Origin of the sequence: Halobellus clavatus, assembly GCF_900107195.1 — an archaeon.
GTDB lineage: Archaea > Halobacteriota > Halobacteria > Halobacteriales > Haloferacaceae > Haloquadratum > Haloquadratum clavatum.
In genome coordinates, this window is record NZ_FNPB01000017.1 from 44,529 (window position 1) to 59,354 (window position 14,826).

Annotated in this window: 19 protein-coding genes and 1 pseudogene; 15 read left to right on the forward strand and 5 right to left on the reverse strand. The window is 69.1% G+C overall.

Features of this window, described 5'->3' with window-relative positions:
• Positions 1–3: 3 nt before the first annotated feature.
• Positions 4–1,122: a presenilin family intramembrane aspartyl protease PSH gene (locus BLU74_RS16860; protein WP_089769445.1), complete on the forward strand. Its 1,119-nt coding sequence runs from the start codon at positions 4–6 to the stop codon at positions 1,120–1,122.
• Positions 1,123–1,136: 14 nt separating this feature from the next.
• Here the strand turns inward: BLU74_RS16860 and BLU74_RS16865 are convergent, their stop codons facing one another.
• Positions 1,137–1,637: a PUA domain-containing protein gene (locus BLU74_RS16865; protein WP_089769447.1), complete on the reverse strand. Its 501-nt coding sequence runs from the start codon at positions 1,635–1,637 to the stop codon at positions 1,137–1,139.
• A 119-nt stretch (positions 1,638–1,756) separates the two neighbouring features.
• Between BLU74_RS16865 and BLU74_RS16870 the strand changes: the two genes are divergently transcribed.
• Positions 1,757–1,948 carry a hypothetical protein gene (locus BLU74_RS16870; RefSeq protein WP_089769449.1) on the forward strand — a complete coding sequence of 64 codons (192 nt, stop codon included), beginning with the start codon at positions 1,757–1,759 and terminating at the stop codon, positions 1,946–1,948.
• A 17-nt stretch (positions 1,949–1,965) separates the two neighbouring features.
• On the opposite strand, the gene BLU74_RS16875 is transcribed toward BLU74_RS16870, so the two are convergent.
• On the reverse strand, positions 1,966–2,463 hold the full coding sequence (locus BLU74_RS16875) for a LabA-like NYN domain-containing protein (protein ID WP_089769451.1): 498 nt from the start codon (positions 2,461–2,463) through the stop codon (positions 1,966–1,968).
• A 144-nt stretch (positions 2,464–2,607) separates the two neighbouring features.
• On the opposite strand from BLU74_RS16875, the gene BLU74_RS16880 reads away from it, so the two are divergent.
• The 13 genes from BLU74_RS16880 to psmA all read left to right on the forward strand — a co-directional run bounded on the left by BLU74_RS16880 (position 2,608) and on the right by psmA (position 13,065).
• A complete protein-coding gene (locus tag BLU74_RS16880; protein WP_089769453.1) occupies positions 2,608–2,997 on the forward strand; it encodes an ArsR/SmtB family transcription factor in 390 nt (129 codons plus the stop codon).
• A 91-nt stretch (positions 2,998–3,088) separates the two neighbouring features.
• Complete coding sequence (locus tag BLU74_RS16885) at positions 3,089–3,532, forward strand: arsenate reductase/protein-tyrosine-phosphatase family protein (protein WP_089769455.1); 444 nt, start codon at positions 3,089–3,091, stop codon at positions 3,530–3,532.
• A gap of 295 nt (positions 3,533–3,827) precedes the next feature.
• Entirely contained in the window at positions 3,828–4,742 is a 915-nt protein-coding gene (gene dapA / locus BLU74_RS16890) for a 4-hydroxy-tetrahydrodipicolinate synthase (RefSeq protein WP_089769456.1), read from the forward strand.
• The gene (gene dapB / locus BLU74_RS16895) at positions 4,742–5,563 is read left to right on the forward strand and encodes a 4-hydroxy-tetrahydrodipicolinate reductase (protein WP_089769458.1); all 822 of its coding nucleotides are present in this window, start codon (positions 4,742–4,744) and stop codon (positions 5,561–5,563) included. Before dapA ends, dapB begins: the two co-directional genes overlap by 1 nt.
• Positions 5,560–6,405 carry a 2,3,4,5-tetrahydropyridine-2,6-dicarboxylate N-succinyltransferase gene (locus BLU74_RS16900; protein ID WP_089769460.1) on the forward strand — a complete coding sequence of 282 codons (846 nt, stop codon included), beginning with the start codon at positions 5,560–5,562 and terminating at the stop codon, positions 6,403–6,405. Before dapB ends, BLU74_RS16900 begins: the two co-directional genes overlap by 4 nt.
• Positions 6,402–7,646 carry a diaminopimelate decarboxylase gene (gene lysA / locus BLU74_RS16905; RefSeq protein WP_089769462.1) on the forward strand — a complete coding sequence of 415 codons (1,245 nt, stop codon included), beginning with the start codon at positions 6,402–6,404 and terminating at the stop codon, positions 7,644–7,646. Before BLU74_RS16900 ends, lysA begins: the two co-directional genes overlap by 4 nt.
• Positions 7,643–8,527: a diaminopimelate epimerase gene (gene dapF, locus BLU74_RS16910; RefSeq protein ID WP_089769464.1), complete on the forward strand. Its 885-nt coding sequence runs from the start codon at positions 7,643–7,645 to the stop codon at positions 8,525–8,527. Before lysA ends, dapF begins: the two co-directional genes overlap by 4 nt.
• Complete coding sequence (locus BLU74_RS16915) at positions 8,528–9,703, forward strand: M20 family metallopeptidase (protein ID WP_089769466.1); 1,176 nt, start codon at positions 8,528–8,530, stop codon at positions 9,701–9,703. It abuts the gene before it with no gap.
• A gap of 58 nt (positions 9,704–9,761) precedes the next feature.
• The gene (locus tag BLU74_RS16920) at positions 9,762–10,316 is read left to right on the forward strand and encodes a BGTF surface domain-containing protein (protein WP_175454690.1); all 555 of its coding nucleotides are present in this window, start codon (positions 9,762–9,764) and stop codon (positions 10,314–10,316) included.
• Between the two features lie 94 nt (positions 10,317–10,410).
• Positions 10,411–11,139, forward strand: coding sequence for an RNase P subunit p30 family protein (locus BLU74_RS16925; protein WP_089769471.1), 729 nt, complete (start codon positions 10,411–10,413; stop codon positions 11,137–11,139).
• On the forward strand, positions 11,123–11,821 hold the full coding sequence (locus tag BLU74_RS16930) for a class I SAM-dependent methyltransferase (protein ID WP_089769473.1): 699 nt from the start codon (positions 11,123–11,125) through the stop codon (positions 11,819–11,821). Before BLU74_RS16925 ends, BLU74_RS16930 begins: the two co-directional genes overlap by 17 nt.
• Before the next feature lies 1 nt (position 11,822).
• Entirely contained in the window at positions 11,823–12,302 is a 480-nt protein-coding gene (locus BLU74_RS16935) for an Rpp14/Pop5 family protein (protein WP_089769494.1), read from the forward strand.
• Positions 12,303–12,306: 4 nt separating this feature from the next.
• Positions 12,307–13,065 (forward strand): archaeal proteasome endopeptidase complex subunit alpha, encoded by a 759-nt coding sequence (psmA, locus tag BLU74_RS16940; RefSeq protein WP_089769474.1) that lies wholly within the window; start codon positions 12,307–12,309, stop codon positions 13,063–13,065.
• A gap of 226 nt (positions 13,066–13,291) precedes the next feature.
• Here psmA and BLU74_RS16945 read toward each other — a convergent pair whose 3' ends face one another.
• The 3 genes and pseudogenes from BLU74_RS16945 to BLU74_RS16955 form a co-directional block, all read right to left on the reverse strand.
• Positions 13,292–13,645, reverse strand: a complete 354-nt coding sequence (locus BLU74_RS16945) for a helix-turn-helix transcriptional regulator (protein ID WP_089769475.1) — start codon at positions 13,643–13,645, stop codon at positions 13,292–13,294.
• 25 nt (positions 13,646–13,670) lie between these two features.
• On the reverse strand, positions 13,671–14,444 hold the full coding sequence (locus tag BLU74_RS16950; RefSeq protein ID WP_089769477.1) for an NRDE family protein: 774 nt from the start codon (positions 14,442–14,444) through the stop codon (positions 13,671–13,673).
• Between the two features lie 70 nt (positions 14,445–14,514).
• Positions 14,515–14,826, reverse strand: a pseudogene (locus tag BLU74_RS16955) (IS6 family transposase); the annotation flags it as partial.

Sequence of the window (14,826 nt, forward strand, 5' to 3'; positions counted from 1 at the left end):
CGTATGCGAAGACGCGTCGCCGGAGCCGTCGGGTTCGCTGCCCTGCTGTTCCTCCTCGTCCAGCTCGGCGCCCTCGCGCTGGTGCCGACGTTCTACGATCAGGGGTATCAGACCGTCGAGGATCCGTCGGATCCCACGAACAGTCTCGTTTACATCGGAGCGATCCTGGTCGCGACGGCCCTGATGCTCGCGGCGTTCAAATTCGACCTCGACTGGGCCGTCCGGGGCTTCGTCGTGCTGGCGGCCGCGTCGCTGGCCTGGTACGTCTTCTCGGTGTTGCTCCCGCCGCTCGCTGCGATTTCGGCCTCGGTCGCGCTCGCCGTGCTCCTCGTGATCCATCCGGAGTGGTACGTCATCGACGCCGCGGGCGTCCTGATGGGCGCGGGCGCGGCGGGCCTGTTCGGGATCAGTTTCGGGCTGTTGCCCGCGATTCTCCTGCTCGCCGTCCTGGCCGTCTACGACGCGATCAGCGTCTACGGGACCGAGCATATGCTCGATCTGGCCTCGGGCGTGATGGACCTGAACCTCCCGGTCGTCCTCGTCGTTCCGACGTCGCTGTCGTATTCGCTGGGGGACTCGACGCCCGACGTGGTCGACGACGCCTCCGGCGACGACGAACCAGCGGAGGCGTCCGCGGACACCGCGACGGATGAAACGTCTGCGGACGCCGGAACGGATGACACCTCCACTGGCACCACGACGGATGACACCTCCACCGAGACCGCGACGGATGACACCTCCACCGAGACCGCGACCGCGGACGCTCCCAGCCCGGCGGCCGACGCAGAGTCGAGTGACGACACGGACGAGACGGGGGTCCGCGACGCCTTCTTCATCGGCCTCGGCGACGCCGTGATGCCGACCGTGATGATCGCCAGCGCGGCGTTCTTCGTCCCCTCACGGTTCGCGCCGTCGCTCGGCGTCCCGGGTCTCCCGGCGCTGAACCTCCCCGCGCTGACGGCGATGGTCGGGACCTTCGCGGGGCTCTTTGCGCTCCTCTGGCTGGTGCTGAAGGGGCGAGCGCACGCCGGCCTGCCGCTCCTCAACGGCGGGGCGATCGGGGGCTATCTCGTCGGCGCACTCGCCGCCGGCGTTCCGGTGGTGACGGCGCTGGGACTCTGACACGCCGGCGACGCCTACGAGTCGGACTCCTCGTCGACGCCGGCGCCCTCGCGCACGCTGACTGCCATCCCCGTCTCGAAATCAGTCATCGCGTCTGCTGAGAGCTCCGCACGACCCACCGCGAGAACGGTGTCGTCCTCACGAACGACGGCGACCTCGTCGCCCGGCCTCACTGCGGGGTCGACGTCGCGGACGAACTTGGCGAAGGTGTTCTTGCCGTCGCGAACGAACGGCTCGCTCTCCGCCCCGACGACGACCCGCGCTGTCGGACGGTCCAGTGCGTCCACGAGCCGCCGACCACCGGCGATGCCGAGCGTGAAGCGGCCGTCAGTACCGTAGGAGACCACACGGCCGTCGTCGACGACGAGTTGCCGCGGCCGCCCGCTCGTCGATCGGTGGACGGTCACCCGCTCGTCGTCGTCGGCAGGAAACAGCGCCTCGCCCGCGCCCGCCCCGAACTGGTAGTTCGCGACCGTCCGGAGTTCCCCGAGCGTCTTTGCGTCGGCTTCGCTCATACCCACGCTCCCGGGCCGAGCGGCAAGACTCCCTCGGTCGCGCACCCGTCCGTGCGAGCGGTTACCGCACTCGAACGAGTGGTAAACCCATATATACCGCCACGGCGTCCGAGACGAGTATGATCGCGAACGCGCGCCTGGTGGCGCTCGGCGTGCTCCTCCTCTTCACTAGCAGCGGACTCCTCTTCGAGACGGGCGTCAGCGACGCCCTGGCCCTGACCGTCGCCGCGGTCGCTGTCGTCGGGACGGGACTCGCGGCGCTCTCTGTCGTCCGGACCGGCGCTGCCGCCGTCGCGACCCGTCTCTCCTGACACTGTCGGGCGCGTCCTCACAGCAGGAACGTCTCCTCGCGCTCCGAGAGGTCGAGGAAGGTGTCGGCCGCCTCGATCAGTTCCTCAGCGGTCGACTCCTGGAAGGCCATCACCTCGACGCGGACGCCCTCGTGGCGGAGGTGAGAGCACAACCGCGAGAAGTCGCCGTCGCCGGTGCAGAGCACGACCGTATCGACGTGGTTCGCGAGCGTGACGGCGTCCAGGCTCATCCCGACGTCCCAGTCGGCCTTCTTCGACCCGTCGCCGAACGTCTTGATCTCCTTGATCTTCGGCTCGAAGCCGATATCGACGAGCGCGTCGAAGAAGCTCTCCTCTTCGGGCGAGTCCGCGCGGACGACGTACGCGATCGCGCGCGTGAGTTCCCGCCCCGAGACGCCCTTCTCTAAGAGCGCCGAGTAGTCGATGTTCCGTGAGTACAGGCTCTGTGCGGTGTGATAGAGGTTCTGTGCGTCGGCGAGGATCGCCACCCGCTGACTCGGGTGAATCTCGGTCATACTGTCACTGGCGTCGGCATCCTACATGAATGTCCGGTCCTGCGTGCCGTCGCGATCGAAGATCCGGTGCGACCGCTCCCGCTATCTATCTGAACCTCGATTCAGATCGGAATGTCTATTTGAGCCGGATTTCAACTAGGTATGATGGCACCCACCGCGGACCGAATCAGACGACTGCTGACCGAGCAACTGTCCGAGTGCTGCGACGCGGACGTGGAGCGCCGTCTCGACGAGCTCGACGCCCTCGCGGAGGCGGCCTTCGCCGACGCCGACGCCCGTCCCCTCTTCGCCGTCCTCGGAAACGAGACGCGATACCGACTCGCCCGCGCGCTCGTCGCGGCCGACGACGAACGCTGCGTCTGCGAACTCGAACCGCTCGTCGACGTCAGCGAGAGCGCTGTCAGCCACGCGCTGTCGGACCTCGTCGACGTGGGACTCGCGGGCCGCCGCAAGGAGGGTAACTGGCGGTACTACACTGCGACCGACAGCGCCGAATCGCTCCTGGCGACTGCCGACGAGGTGGTGACGGCGTGAGCGACGACCTCGGCGTCCTCGACCGGTATCTCACCGTCTGGATCGGGCTCGCGATGCTCGCCGGCGTCGCCTACTCGGACTGACCACGACAATGACAGACACCACCGACTCCGACCCGACCCGCATCGCCTTCGTCTGCGTCCAGAACGCCGGCCGGTCGCAGATGGCCTACGCCTTCGCCCGACAGGAACGCGCCGACCGCGGTCTCGAAGCGCGGATCGAACTCGTGACCGGCGGCACGCGCCCCGCCGATCACGTCCACGACGTCGTCGTCGACGCGATGGGAGATGTCGGGATCGACCTCAGCGACAGAACGCCCCGCGAGGTGACGTTCGACGAGATCCAGCGCAGCGACTACGTCGTCACGATGGGCTGTTCGGCCGACGACGTGTGTCCGGCCGGATGGGCCGGCGAGAACCGTGACTGGGACCTCGACGACCCCGACGGACGCCCGACGGACGAGGTGGCGCGCATCCGAGACGACATCCGGCAGCGCGTGGCTGCCCTCTTCGACGAACTCCACCTCGACGAGTGACTCACACCCCCGATCCGCCCGGACACGAGGTCAGTGCCCTCGAATCGCGTGGGGCGACTGCGAAACGTATATACTTTCGGCCGCTCATCGTTTCGGTGTGACACACGCCACGCCGTCTTCGACGGGGTCGCCCCCGCAGACAGCGACGGGTGGCGCTCTTTTCCGCGGCAAAAAACGCGCGTGCTAAACGCTCTGGGCGGGAGTGGCATCCCCGTCCTTGGCGGCTTCGCGGCGCGCGCACCAACGTCCGAATGACGACAGAGACAAACCCCACCCGACAGTAGACATCCCAACAATGACAGACATCGACTTCACCGGCGTGTTCCCCGCGATGACCACGCCGTTCGACGAGAACGAAGAGATCGACCACGAACTGCTCGCAGCGGACGCCCGACGACTCGAAGACGCCGGCGTCGCCGGTCTCGTGCCCGCCGGGTCGACCGGTGAGAGCGCGACGCTGACCCACGACGAACACATCGAGGTCGTCGAGACAGTCGTCGAGGCCGTCGACGACGTGCCCGTCATCGCCGGCTCCGGGTCGAACTCGACCCACGAGGCGCTTGACCTCTCACAGCGCGCTGCGGACGCCGGGGCCGACGCCCTACTGCTCATCTCACCGTACTACAACAAGCCCGAGCAGGCGGGCCTCCGCGAGCACTTCCGGGCGATCGCCGACGCGGTCGACCTCCCGCAGATCGTCTACAACGTCCCGGGCCGAACGGGCCAGAACGTCGAACCGCAGACGGTCGAGGCCCTGGCCAGCCACGAGAACATCCGCGCGTACAAGGCTGCTAGCGGGGATATCGCACAGATCTCCGAAGTGATCGAACGGACGCGCGAGGAGGACCTGGCGGTCCTCTCCGGCGACGACGCGCTCACGCTGCCGGTCTGTACGCTCGGCGGCCGCGGCGTCATCTCCGTCGCCGGCAACGTCGAACCCGAACGCACGGTCGAACTCGTCGACGCCGCCATCGAGGGAGATCTCGATCGCGCTCGCGAGGTTCACTACGAACTGTCGCCGCTGTTCCGGCACCTGTTCGTCGAGACTAACCCGATCCCGGTCAAGGCCGCGATGGAGATCCGCGGCTACGGCCCGAGTCGGGTCCGCTCGCCGCTGACGGACCTCGAAGACGACAACTACGCCGAGATGGAGCGGATCCTGGCGGCGCTCGAGGAGACGCCCGACCCCGAGCGGACGGAGGCCGTCTGATGGGCGGGCACCGAGTCGCAATCACCGGTGCGAGCGGCCGGATGGGCGGCGAACTCCTCGCGGCCGCGGCCGCCGACGACGCCGTCGAGTACGTTCTCGCCGCCAGCCGAACGCCCGAGGCAGTCACGAGCGGTGACGCACCGAGCGCCCCCGACGCGGTCGTCGACGAGGGCGACCTCGACGACGCGCTCGAACACCACGACGTCGACGTCCTCGTGGACTTCACCGTCCCCGACGCGAGCGTCGAGTACCTCCGCACGGCGGCGAACAACGGCGTCGCCGTCGTCGTCGGGACGACGGGCTACGACGACGCGGAACTGGAGACGCTGGAGTCGGTCGCCGAGACGGTGCCGTTCCTGCGCGCCTCGAACTTCTCGCGGGGCGTTGCGGCGCTGCGACGGGCCGTCCGCTCGGCCGTCGAGGCCCTTCCCGGCTACGACGTCGAGGTGACGGAAACGCACCACAACGGCAAGCGCGACGCCCCGTCTGGAACCGCGCTCACCATCCTCGACGACATCGACGAGGCCCGCGGCGACGCCGCCGAACGGGTCCACGGCCGCGAGGGAGACCAACCGCGCGAGGGCGACGAAATCGGTGTCCACGCGCGTCGCGCGGGTGACGTAACGGGCGAACACCGCGTCCTCCTGGCCGGCAACGAGGAGATCGTCGAACTGACCCACCGCGCGGGCTCCCGCGGCATCTTCGCCGCTGGCGCGCTCGACGCCGCGACCTGGCTCGTCGGCCGCGACCCCGGTCGCTACGATTTCGACGCAGTCTTGGACGCCGACCGAGACACAGGCGACACCGGAGCATCCCAATGAGTCTGGAATCCGACATCGAAGATCTGTGGCAGCGCTATCAAGCCGACGAAATCGCCGCTGAGACGGCGGGCTCGGGCGTGGAATCTACGCTCGACGCGTTCCTCGAAGCCCTCGAAACTGGCGACGTCCGTGCGGCAGAACAGGTCGGGGGCAGCGGCCCCGACGGCTGGGTCGTCAACGAGTGGGTCAAGCGCGGCATCCTGCTGAACTTCGGTCTGCGCGAGACCCTCCCGCGTGAGTACGGCGACGTCACGTACTACGACGTCTTGCCGCTCCGCTCGACGACAGACCTCGGCGGCCGCGGCACGCGGAACACGCCCGACGGAACCGCGATCCGACGGGGCGCGTACCTCGGCTCGGACTGCATTATGATGTCGCCGTCGTTCGTCAACGTCGGCGCGCACGTCGGCGACGGTACCCTCGTCGACTCCTGCGACACGGTCGGCTCCTGTGCCCAACTGGGCGAAAACGTCAAACTCGGCGCGAACACGCTGATCGGCGGCGTCCTCGAACCCGTCGAGGACGCGCCCGTCATCGTCGAAGACGGTGTCTCGCTCGGTGCGGGCTGCCGCGTCACGTCCGGGTTCCACATCGGCGAGAACACAATCGTCGGCGAGAACACGCTACTCAGCCCCCGGATTCCGGTGTACGACCTCGTCGAAGAGGAGGTCATCTACGGCCACCTGCCCTCTGATCGCCGTGCGTTCACCCGCTACGTCGAATCTTCGCTCGGCGACCACGACCTCTTCGAGTCCGGCGCGTACAAGCCCGCAGTCGTCGCGCTCGACATCGAAGACGACACGCTCGATCAGACCCGTCGTGAGGAGGCGCTCCGGGAATGAGCGAGGTCGACGACGTGGGGCCGGCGGTCAGACGCCTCGCCGACTGGGACGGCGAGGCCCTCCTCGCCCTCGCCGAGGAGTACGAGACCCCGCTCTACGTCGTCGACCGTGAGAGGGTGACAGCGAACTGCGCGCGACTCCGCGCGGCGTTCCCCGACGCCGACGTCAAGTACGCGATGAAGGCCCACGCGGGACAGTCGGTACTCCGGACCGTTCGCGAGGCCGGTCTCGACGCGGAGTGCGCCTCCGCGGGCGAGGTCCAGCGCGCCCTCGACGCCGGGTTCCCGGGCGAGCGGATCCAGTATACCGCGGTGAACCCGCCCGCCCGCGACCTCGATCACGTCGTCGAGCGCTGGCGGGAGCACCCCGCGCTGACGATCACCGTCGGCGCGGCCGACACCGTCGAGCGCCTGCGCGACCGCGGCTTCGACGGCCGCCTGTGCATCCGGGCAAATCCCGGCGTCGGCGCGGGCCACCACGAGAAGGTCCAGACGGGCGCGAACGCGAAGTTCGGGATCCCGGCCGAGCGGGTCGCCGACCTCGCCGAGCAGTGGGACGCCGACTTCGACCTCGTCGGCGTCCACGCCCACGCGGGCAGCGGGATCTCCGGCGAGGACCTCTCGGACCACCGGGAGTTAGTCCGCCGGATGGGTGAACTGACCCGGGAGATCGAATCCCGGATCGGTCCACTCTCGTTCGTCGACGTCGGCGGCGGCTTCGGCGTTCCCTACCGGGAGACCGAACCGCCGCTCGATCTGGATGCGGTCGCCGACGCGACGCGAGCGGCACTCGGCGACGTCGAGGCGACGCTCGCGGTCGAACCCGGCCGTTACGTCGTCGCCGACGCCGGCGTGTTGCTCGCCCGGGTCAACACGGTCAAGCAGGCCCGCGACGCGACCGTCGTGGGTATCGACGCCGGAATGACGACGCTGCTCCGGCCCGCGATGTACGACGCCTACCACGCGATCCGCAATATCTCCGCACCCGACGCCGAGTCGACGCCGGTCACAGTAGCAGGACCTATATGTGAGTCGGCAGACGTACTCTGTGAGCACAGATCGCTCCCGCGGCCCCGACGCGGGCACGTCCTCGCCGTCGGGAACGCGGGCGCGTACGGATACGAGATGTCGAGCACCTACAACTCCCGACCCCGGCCGGCGGAAGTCGCGCTCTCTGAGACGACGGTTCGACTCACCCGACGGCGGGAGACGTTGACTGACCTCACTTCCTTAGAGCAATGAGTGTACAGCACGATCAGGTACCAGTCGAGAAGTACCACGGCACCGGTAACGACTTCATCGTCGTCGACGCCGTCGAATCGATCCCCGACCGCCCCGCATTCGCGACCGCCCACTGCGACCGCGAGACCGGCGTCGACCACACTGACGCCCCGCGGGTCGGTGCCGACGGCGTCCTCTTTCTCCACCTCGAAGAGCGCTACTCCCCGCCACGGGTCGTGATGACGCTGGTCCAACCGGACGGGTCGGTCGCCGCGATGTGCGGCAACGGCGCGCGGGTCGCCGCCGCGTGGGCGGCTGAACGGACCGGCGACGACGAACTGATGATCGACACGCCCGCCGGCACGCGACACGCGGCCGTCGACGGTAACTTCGTCACCGTCGAGATGGGCGAACCCACGTTCGATCCCCGTTATCTCCCGCTGGATCGCCAGGACGAACTGATCGAGGAGTCCGTCGAGGGGCTCACCGTCACGGCGGTGAACACGGGCGTTCCCCACGCCGTCGCCGTCGTCGATGACGTCGACGCGGTCGACCTCGAGGCGGTCGCGCCGGCCGTCCGTCACGCCGACGTCTTCCCGGAGGGAGCGAACGTCACGCTCGCCTCGCGGGCCGGCGTCGACGCCGACGGGAATCCCCACTTCCACCAGCGAACCTACGAGCGCGGCGTCGAGGGCGAAACCAGGTCGTGCGGCACGGGCGCGGTGGCCGTGGCCGCGGTCGCGAAGCGCCTCGGCCTCGTCGACGGCGCCGAGTCGGTGACCGTCAGTCCGCCGGGCGGTGACCTCCGAATCACCGTCCCCGACGACGGTCCCGCGACGCTCGCCGGCCCGGCCCAGCGCGAGTTCGCCGACGAACTCGACCTCGTCGTCCGCTCGGCGTAGATGTCCGGACCCGACGTCTATCGAACGGACGACGCCGACGCGTTCGATCCCATCGACTTCCTGGAGCAGGCCGTCCCGATCGCCTCGAACGAGACCGTCGAGCCGATGCGCGAGTTCCTCGTCGAGACGCTGGCGGAGCACGGCGTCGACGTCCGGGTCGACGACGCCGGCAACACGATCGCCCGGAAGGCCGGAGCCGACGCGGGGGAGGATCCCGCGACGCACCTCGTCTTCAACACCCACATCGACACCGTCTCGCCGCACGTGCCGAGCGAGATCCAGCAGGTCGACGGGCGACTCGTTCGCATCAGCGGGCGGGGCTCCTGTGACGCCAAGGGCCCGCTCGCCGCCATCCTCGCGGCCTTCTTCGCCGTCGATCCGGCACCGGACTCGCGCGTGACGCTCGCGGTAACGCCCGACGAGGAGGCGGTCTCGACCGGCGCGGCCGCACTCGACCTCGACGCGGATCTGTACGTCGTGGGCGAGCCGACCGGGCTCGACGTCTGCACCGCCGCGAAGGGTCGCTTCCAGGGGACGCTCACGCTCTCCGGCACGGCCGCCCACGCCGCCGAACCGGACTCCGGCGTCAACGCCGTGGCGGCGCTCGAAGGCGCGCTCGCCGCCGTCCGCACCTTCGACGAGGGGCGCGAGGCCCACCCCCAACTCGGCCGGGCGACGCTGACGCCGACGACCGTGACCGGCGGCGCGGCGACGAATCAGGTCCCCGCCGCGTGCGAACTCGTCCTCGATCGGCGGAGCGTCCCGCCCGAGACCGCCGAGGGGTTCCGACGCGAACTCGAGGCCGCGGTGCGGGCGGCGGTCCCCGACCCCGTTGGCGTCGACTTCGCGCTCACCGACCGCCCGACGCCGTTCCTGGAGGCCTTCTCCACCGAGCCGGACCACGAACTCGTTCGGACGCTCGCTGCGGCGGCCGAGCGCGCCGGCGGCTCCGGCGACGTTCGGCCCTTTACCGCCGCGACGGAGGCGTCGTACTTCGCGCCCGCGCCCGTCGTGGTCTTCGGGCCGGGCGTCCTCGCCGACGACCAGGGAGCCGTCGCACACGCCGAGCGCGAGTACGTCGACGTCGCTGACGTGCGCCAGGCCGCCAGGGCGCTGACCGATGCGACGCGGCGACTCGTCGGGGTGGCCGGCGCCGATTCGGCCGATTCGGCTTAAACAGCGATTTACGCATTCCGCGGCTACTTTTCGGTCCGATCCGTCGCTCCGAACGGAGATGACAGCTAGCCCTCCCCCCTCGCCGTCGGCGGATCCCGATGGCCCGGCCTCCCGCATCGCTTCGCGAGCGCCGTCGGTGCGTTCGCTCGCCGCACTCGCGGTCGCGGCGCTGTGTCTGCTGTCGGCCGCCGGGTTTCCGGCAGCCGCGCAGTCCGGCGACGTCGTCGAGCCCACGACCCGGAACGTCACGTCGGCCGCCGACCAGCGCATCGCCGGCACGTCGACGCTCGAGCCGGGCACCGAACTCCAGGTCCGGGTCCGCTCCGCCGGCGAGACGGCCCCGCAGTTCCTCAAGACCGACGCCGCGACCGTCGCCGCCGACGGCTCCTGGAACGCCACGGTCGACCTCTCCGCGATCGACGCACACGACCGCGTCGGCGTGACGGTCGCCGTCGCCGACGGGAACCGCTCGGCTCACTTCGAGCTCCCGGTCCGGAACGACGAGGCGACGCCGACGGGGACCGATTCGGGCGCGTCGACGCCCGGGTTCGGCGTCGGTGTCGCCCTCGCGGCGCTCCTCGCGACCGGGGCGCTCGCCCGTCGGCGGCGCTGAGCAGTTACCTCGGTCTCCCGGCTCTCGGATCGCTCCTGCCGCTCCGCTTCTGCTTACCGTAACCCCCATACCCGGCGGGCGCGTGCGCCTCAGTATGTACGAGGCGGTCCACGCCCACCCCGACGGCGACAGCACGGCCTCGCGGTTCGCCGCGACGGCCGAGCGATACGGGTACGAGGGCGTGGTCGTCCGCGCTGACGACGCCGACCCCGAGTACGAGCGGCTCCGGGAGGTCGCCAACGTCGATGTCGTCGACGGCAGGGAGATCGTCGCGCCCGACCCCCAGCACGCCAGCGGCGCGGTCGGGAACGCCCGGCCGAAGCACACCGTGGTCGCCGTCCGCGGCGGGACGGACAGCCTGAACCGCTTCGCCGTCGAGCAGGCCCGCGTCGACGTGCTCGCCCGTCCCTTCGAGGGGACGCGCTCGCACGACGGCGACCAGGTCGGCGGCGACGGCGACGTCAACCACGTGCTCGCGAAGGCCGCCCGCGACAACGACGTCCGGATCGAGGTGAATCTCGGCCCCGTCCTCCGGGACCGCGGCGGCGGCCGGGTCCGCCACGTCGACAAGCTCCGGCGGCTCAAACGGTTGCTCGACCACTACGACACGCCGTACGTCGTGAGCGCGAACGCCAGTTCACACCTGCAGTTGCGGGCCCCACGGGAACTTGCCGCCGTGGGGGCGGAGACCGGGCTCGGCGACGAGTGGGTCCGCGAGGGGCTCGCCGAGTGGGGCCGGCTCGCCGAGCGGAACCGCGAGCGCCTCTCCGAGTCGTTCATCACCCCGGGCGTCGAACGTGGCCGGTATGAAGAAGACGATTGAGGAACACGCCGAGCGATTCTCGGCGGCGGCCGGGTCCTACGACGACGACCAGGACAGCGAGGAGTACCTCGCCTGCGCCGATCTCGTCGTCGAACACGCCGATCCCGGCCCGGACGACGTCGTCCTCGACCTCGGCACCGGAACGGGCGCGATCGCGCTAGCGCTCGCCCCGCGGGCGAAGCGCGTCGTCGGCCGCGACATCAGCGAGGGGATGCTCGCACAGGCGCGCGAGAAGGCCGCGGACGCGGGCATCGAGAACATCGCGTTCGGCGACGGCCGCTTCCGCGACCCGAACTACGACGCCCCGGTAGACGTCGTGACCTCGAACTTCGCGATGCATCACCTCTCGGACGACGAGAAGCGCGAAGCGGTCACGACGATTGCCGACCTGAACCCGCGGCGCTTCGTCCTCGGCGACGTGATGTTCTTCGGGACGCCCGATCCGGACGAACCGTTCTACAGCCCCGAGGTCGACGATCCGGCCACCGTCGGGACGCTGGTCGACGCGCTGACAGACGAGGGGTTCGTGCTCACGGCCGTCGAGCGCGTCCACGAGCAGGTCGGCGTCCTCGTGGCCGAGCGGTTCGGCGAATCGAGCGAGCGTGTCGCTGCCGATGGCGACGCCGACGCGTCGGCGGCAGTCGACGTCGATGCCGCCAGCGACGGAGCACAGCGAGAGTGACATGAAACACCTCCCGAAGCACCTCCAGCCGCGCTGGCGGTACCTCGGTGTCGAGATCGAGACCTGGCCCGACGCCGACTTCGACCGCGGAGCGTTCCAGCGCGATCTCTGGTACGCGGCGCAGAATCTCTACGGCGACGTCGGGAGCGCCGAGGCGGATCTGACGGTACTCTCGTTCGACCTCGCCGACGGTGACGGCGAGACGATCGTCCGCGCGTACCGGGGGCAGACGGACCGCGCCCGCGCTGCGCTGGCGACGCTGGATCGCGTCGACGGGCACGAAGTCGGACTCCGCGTCCGCGGAATTTCGGGCACCGTTCGTGCCTGTGAGGAAAGGTATTTGAACGGCCGGGCCGGAGGTGAAGAACAGAGAGACGTCGTGTTCGAGACCGAACCCCGCGCCGCCGTCGTCCGCGACGACCGCGTCGACGTCGAACGCGACGGGGGGTTCGCGGGCGCGACGCGGCTCGATTTCGAGTGATACTATGCAGGGACAAGCCCAACAGCAGGCGTACGACCGCGGGATCACGATCTTCTCGCCCGATGGTCGTCTATACCAAGTAGAGTACGCGCGGGAGGCCGTCAAGCGCGGGACAGCGAGCGTCGGCGTCCGGACCGAAGACGGCGTCGTCCTCGCCGCCGACAAGCGATCGCGTTCCCCGCTGATGGAACCGACCAGTGTCGAGAAAATCCACAAGGCCGACGACCACGCCGGCATCGCCTCGGCGGGCCACGTCGCCGACGCGCGTCAGTTGATCGACTTCGCGCGCCGGCAGGCGCAGGTCAACCGACTCCGCTACGGCGAGGCGGTCGGGATCGAGACGCTCACGAAGAACGTCACCGATCACATCCAGCAGTACACCCAGGTCGGCGGCGCGCGCCCCTTCGGCGTCGCGCTGCTGATCGGCGGGATCGAGAACGGCGAGCCCCGGCTGTACGAGACTGACCCCTCGGGGACGCCCTACGAGTGGAAGGCAGTCTCGATCGGTGCCGACCGCAGCGACATCCAGGAGTACCTCGAAGAGAACTACGAGGACGATCTGACGCTCGACGAGGGCGTCGGTCTCGCACTTCGGGCCATCGCGTCCGCGAACGAGGACGAACTCGAGTCCAGCGGCGTCGACGTCGCGACGGTCTCGGGCGACACCGAGGCCTTCGTCGAACTCGACAACGACGGGATCGCCGACTACATCGCCGAGAACGACCTCGAACCGGCCGAGGACGAAGACGAGAGCGACGAGTAACGCACCCGTACGGGGCCTCGCGACGGGCGGCCCTCGTTTGTGTCTCCTAAGCGTCGACGACGCCCTCGTTCCTGCGGACCGTACTTCGATTGTCAGTCCGATCGCGCTCCGGTATCGAGTAGCGAACGACCCCAACTCCGTCGAGAGGCGCTCGCACTGCTGGTCGCGTTACTGAGTGGATCGCGGCCCAGAATCGAACTGTTCTCCGGTCTTCCCGCTGACAGCCTCAGTACTCCTCGTAGGCGAGGTTCATCAGCCACTGCGAGAACGCGTCGCTGTTGTGATTGACCTCCTCTTCGCCGATGAACGGCGAGAGCATATCGCCGGCCATCAGAAGCGAGAAATCGAGGTCGCGGGCGGCGGGTTCGAGGTGGTAGGTGTTGTGTCCGTCGTAGACGGTCTCCTCACGCTCGATGAGACCCTGCGAAGCGAGTTTTTCGGCGATCCGACTGCCCTTCCGCGAGGAGATATCGAGTTCCTTCCAGAAGTCGCTCTGGTGGATCCCACCCGTCTCTCGGATCAGTTCCAGCGCTTCCCGTTCGTCCTCCGAGAGATCGGCTTCGGCAGCACCTGCGCTCATACGCAGTCCGACGCGCGCGACTCGTTTAAAGTTGACTTTCGACCCGGTCGAAGGCCGTCTCGCAGGGCGGCCCGTCCGCGAAGTGGACCTCGACGTCGCCGTCGTCCCGGAAGACGAACAGCGACGACGAGCGGGTCCCGAAGTCGCGCTCGGGGTCGTGCACGCAGACGCCGTAGTCGTGGTCCCCGAGGATTTCCGCTGCGCGGTCACGCCAGGCGACAGCGCCGTCGAATCGGTCGGGAGCGAGGTCCTCGCGGAGCCGCTCGGCGTTGTGCGCCTGCACGGGACCGACTTCGGGATCCCGCTCCGGCTCGACGTACTCGCCGTCGAGGCCGACGTTGACGAGCACGTGGACGCCCGGATCCAATCGCCGCACGCGGAGGTCGCCGTCCCACTCGAAGAGGAACGCCGCCGGTTCGTCGGCCGCGGCTCCCCCGGATCCGTCGGCGACGACGAGGTTGAAGCCGTCGTACGTCTCGGTTTCGACCGCGGACTCGACGACCTCCCGCGCGGCCTCGGCGCGCTCCGTGCGAAGGACGTCGCGGACGAGTTGTCCGCGGGAGCGCTCCCCGCCGCCGTCGACCTGGGTCCAGCGGTTCGTCAGCCCGGCGAAGACCCCGCGCTCGTTGTGGCCGATCCACGTGCCGCCGGCGACGGCGTCACGCGGGGCGAGGACGGCCGGATCGCCGTCGACGACGCCGGGCGGCTCAGACGCCCGATCCAGCAGCTCGTCGCGGTTCGCCGCGACCACCAGGGGCGCGTCGTCGAACGCGCGCCAGGCGAACGTGAGTGTGCACACGGCGTCCGTTCGTTCCTCGCGCCAATATACCCTCCGTCAGCGGCACTTCGGCCGCCTCGAATGGTCGTGTTTAGTTTGGAGCATTGAGCCAGGCGGCAAATGCTTGGAGCCAATTTTCGGCGGTTTGCGGCTCAACGTGGCTGAAACAGTTGGAGAACGACGAGGTGCGACGCTTGAGTTCTCGAAAGATTCGCTCGATGGCATTCCGATTTCCATTCCGTTCGGTTTGAAATCGGAGTGAAGCTCTGGCCAGCGCAGTTTGGAGGTGTTGAGCGCCATCGACCAGAAACACTGCGGATTCGACATCGTGTTTCTCGCGCAGTTCACGGAGAAAGATCTCGGTCAATGCGGTCGTCGTCGTTGAAAACAGCCGCAGATGCAG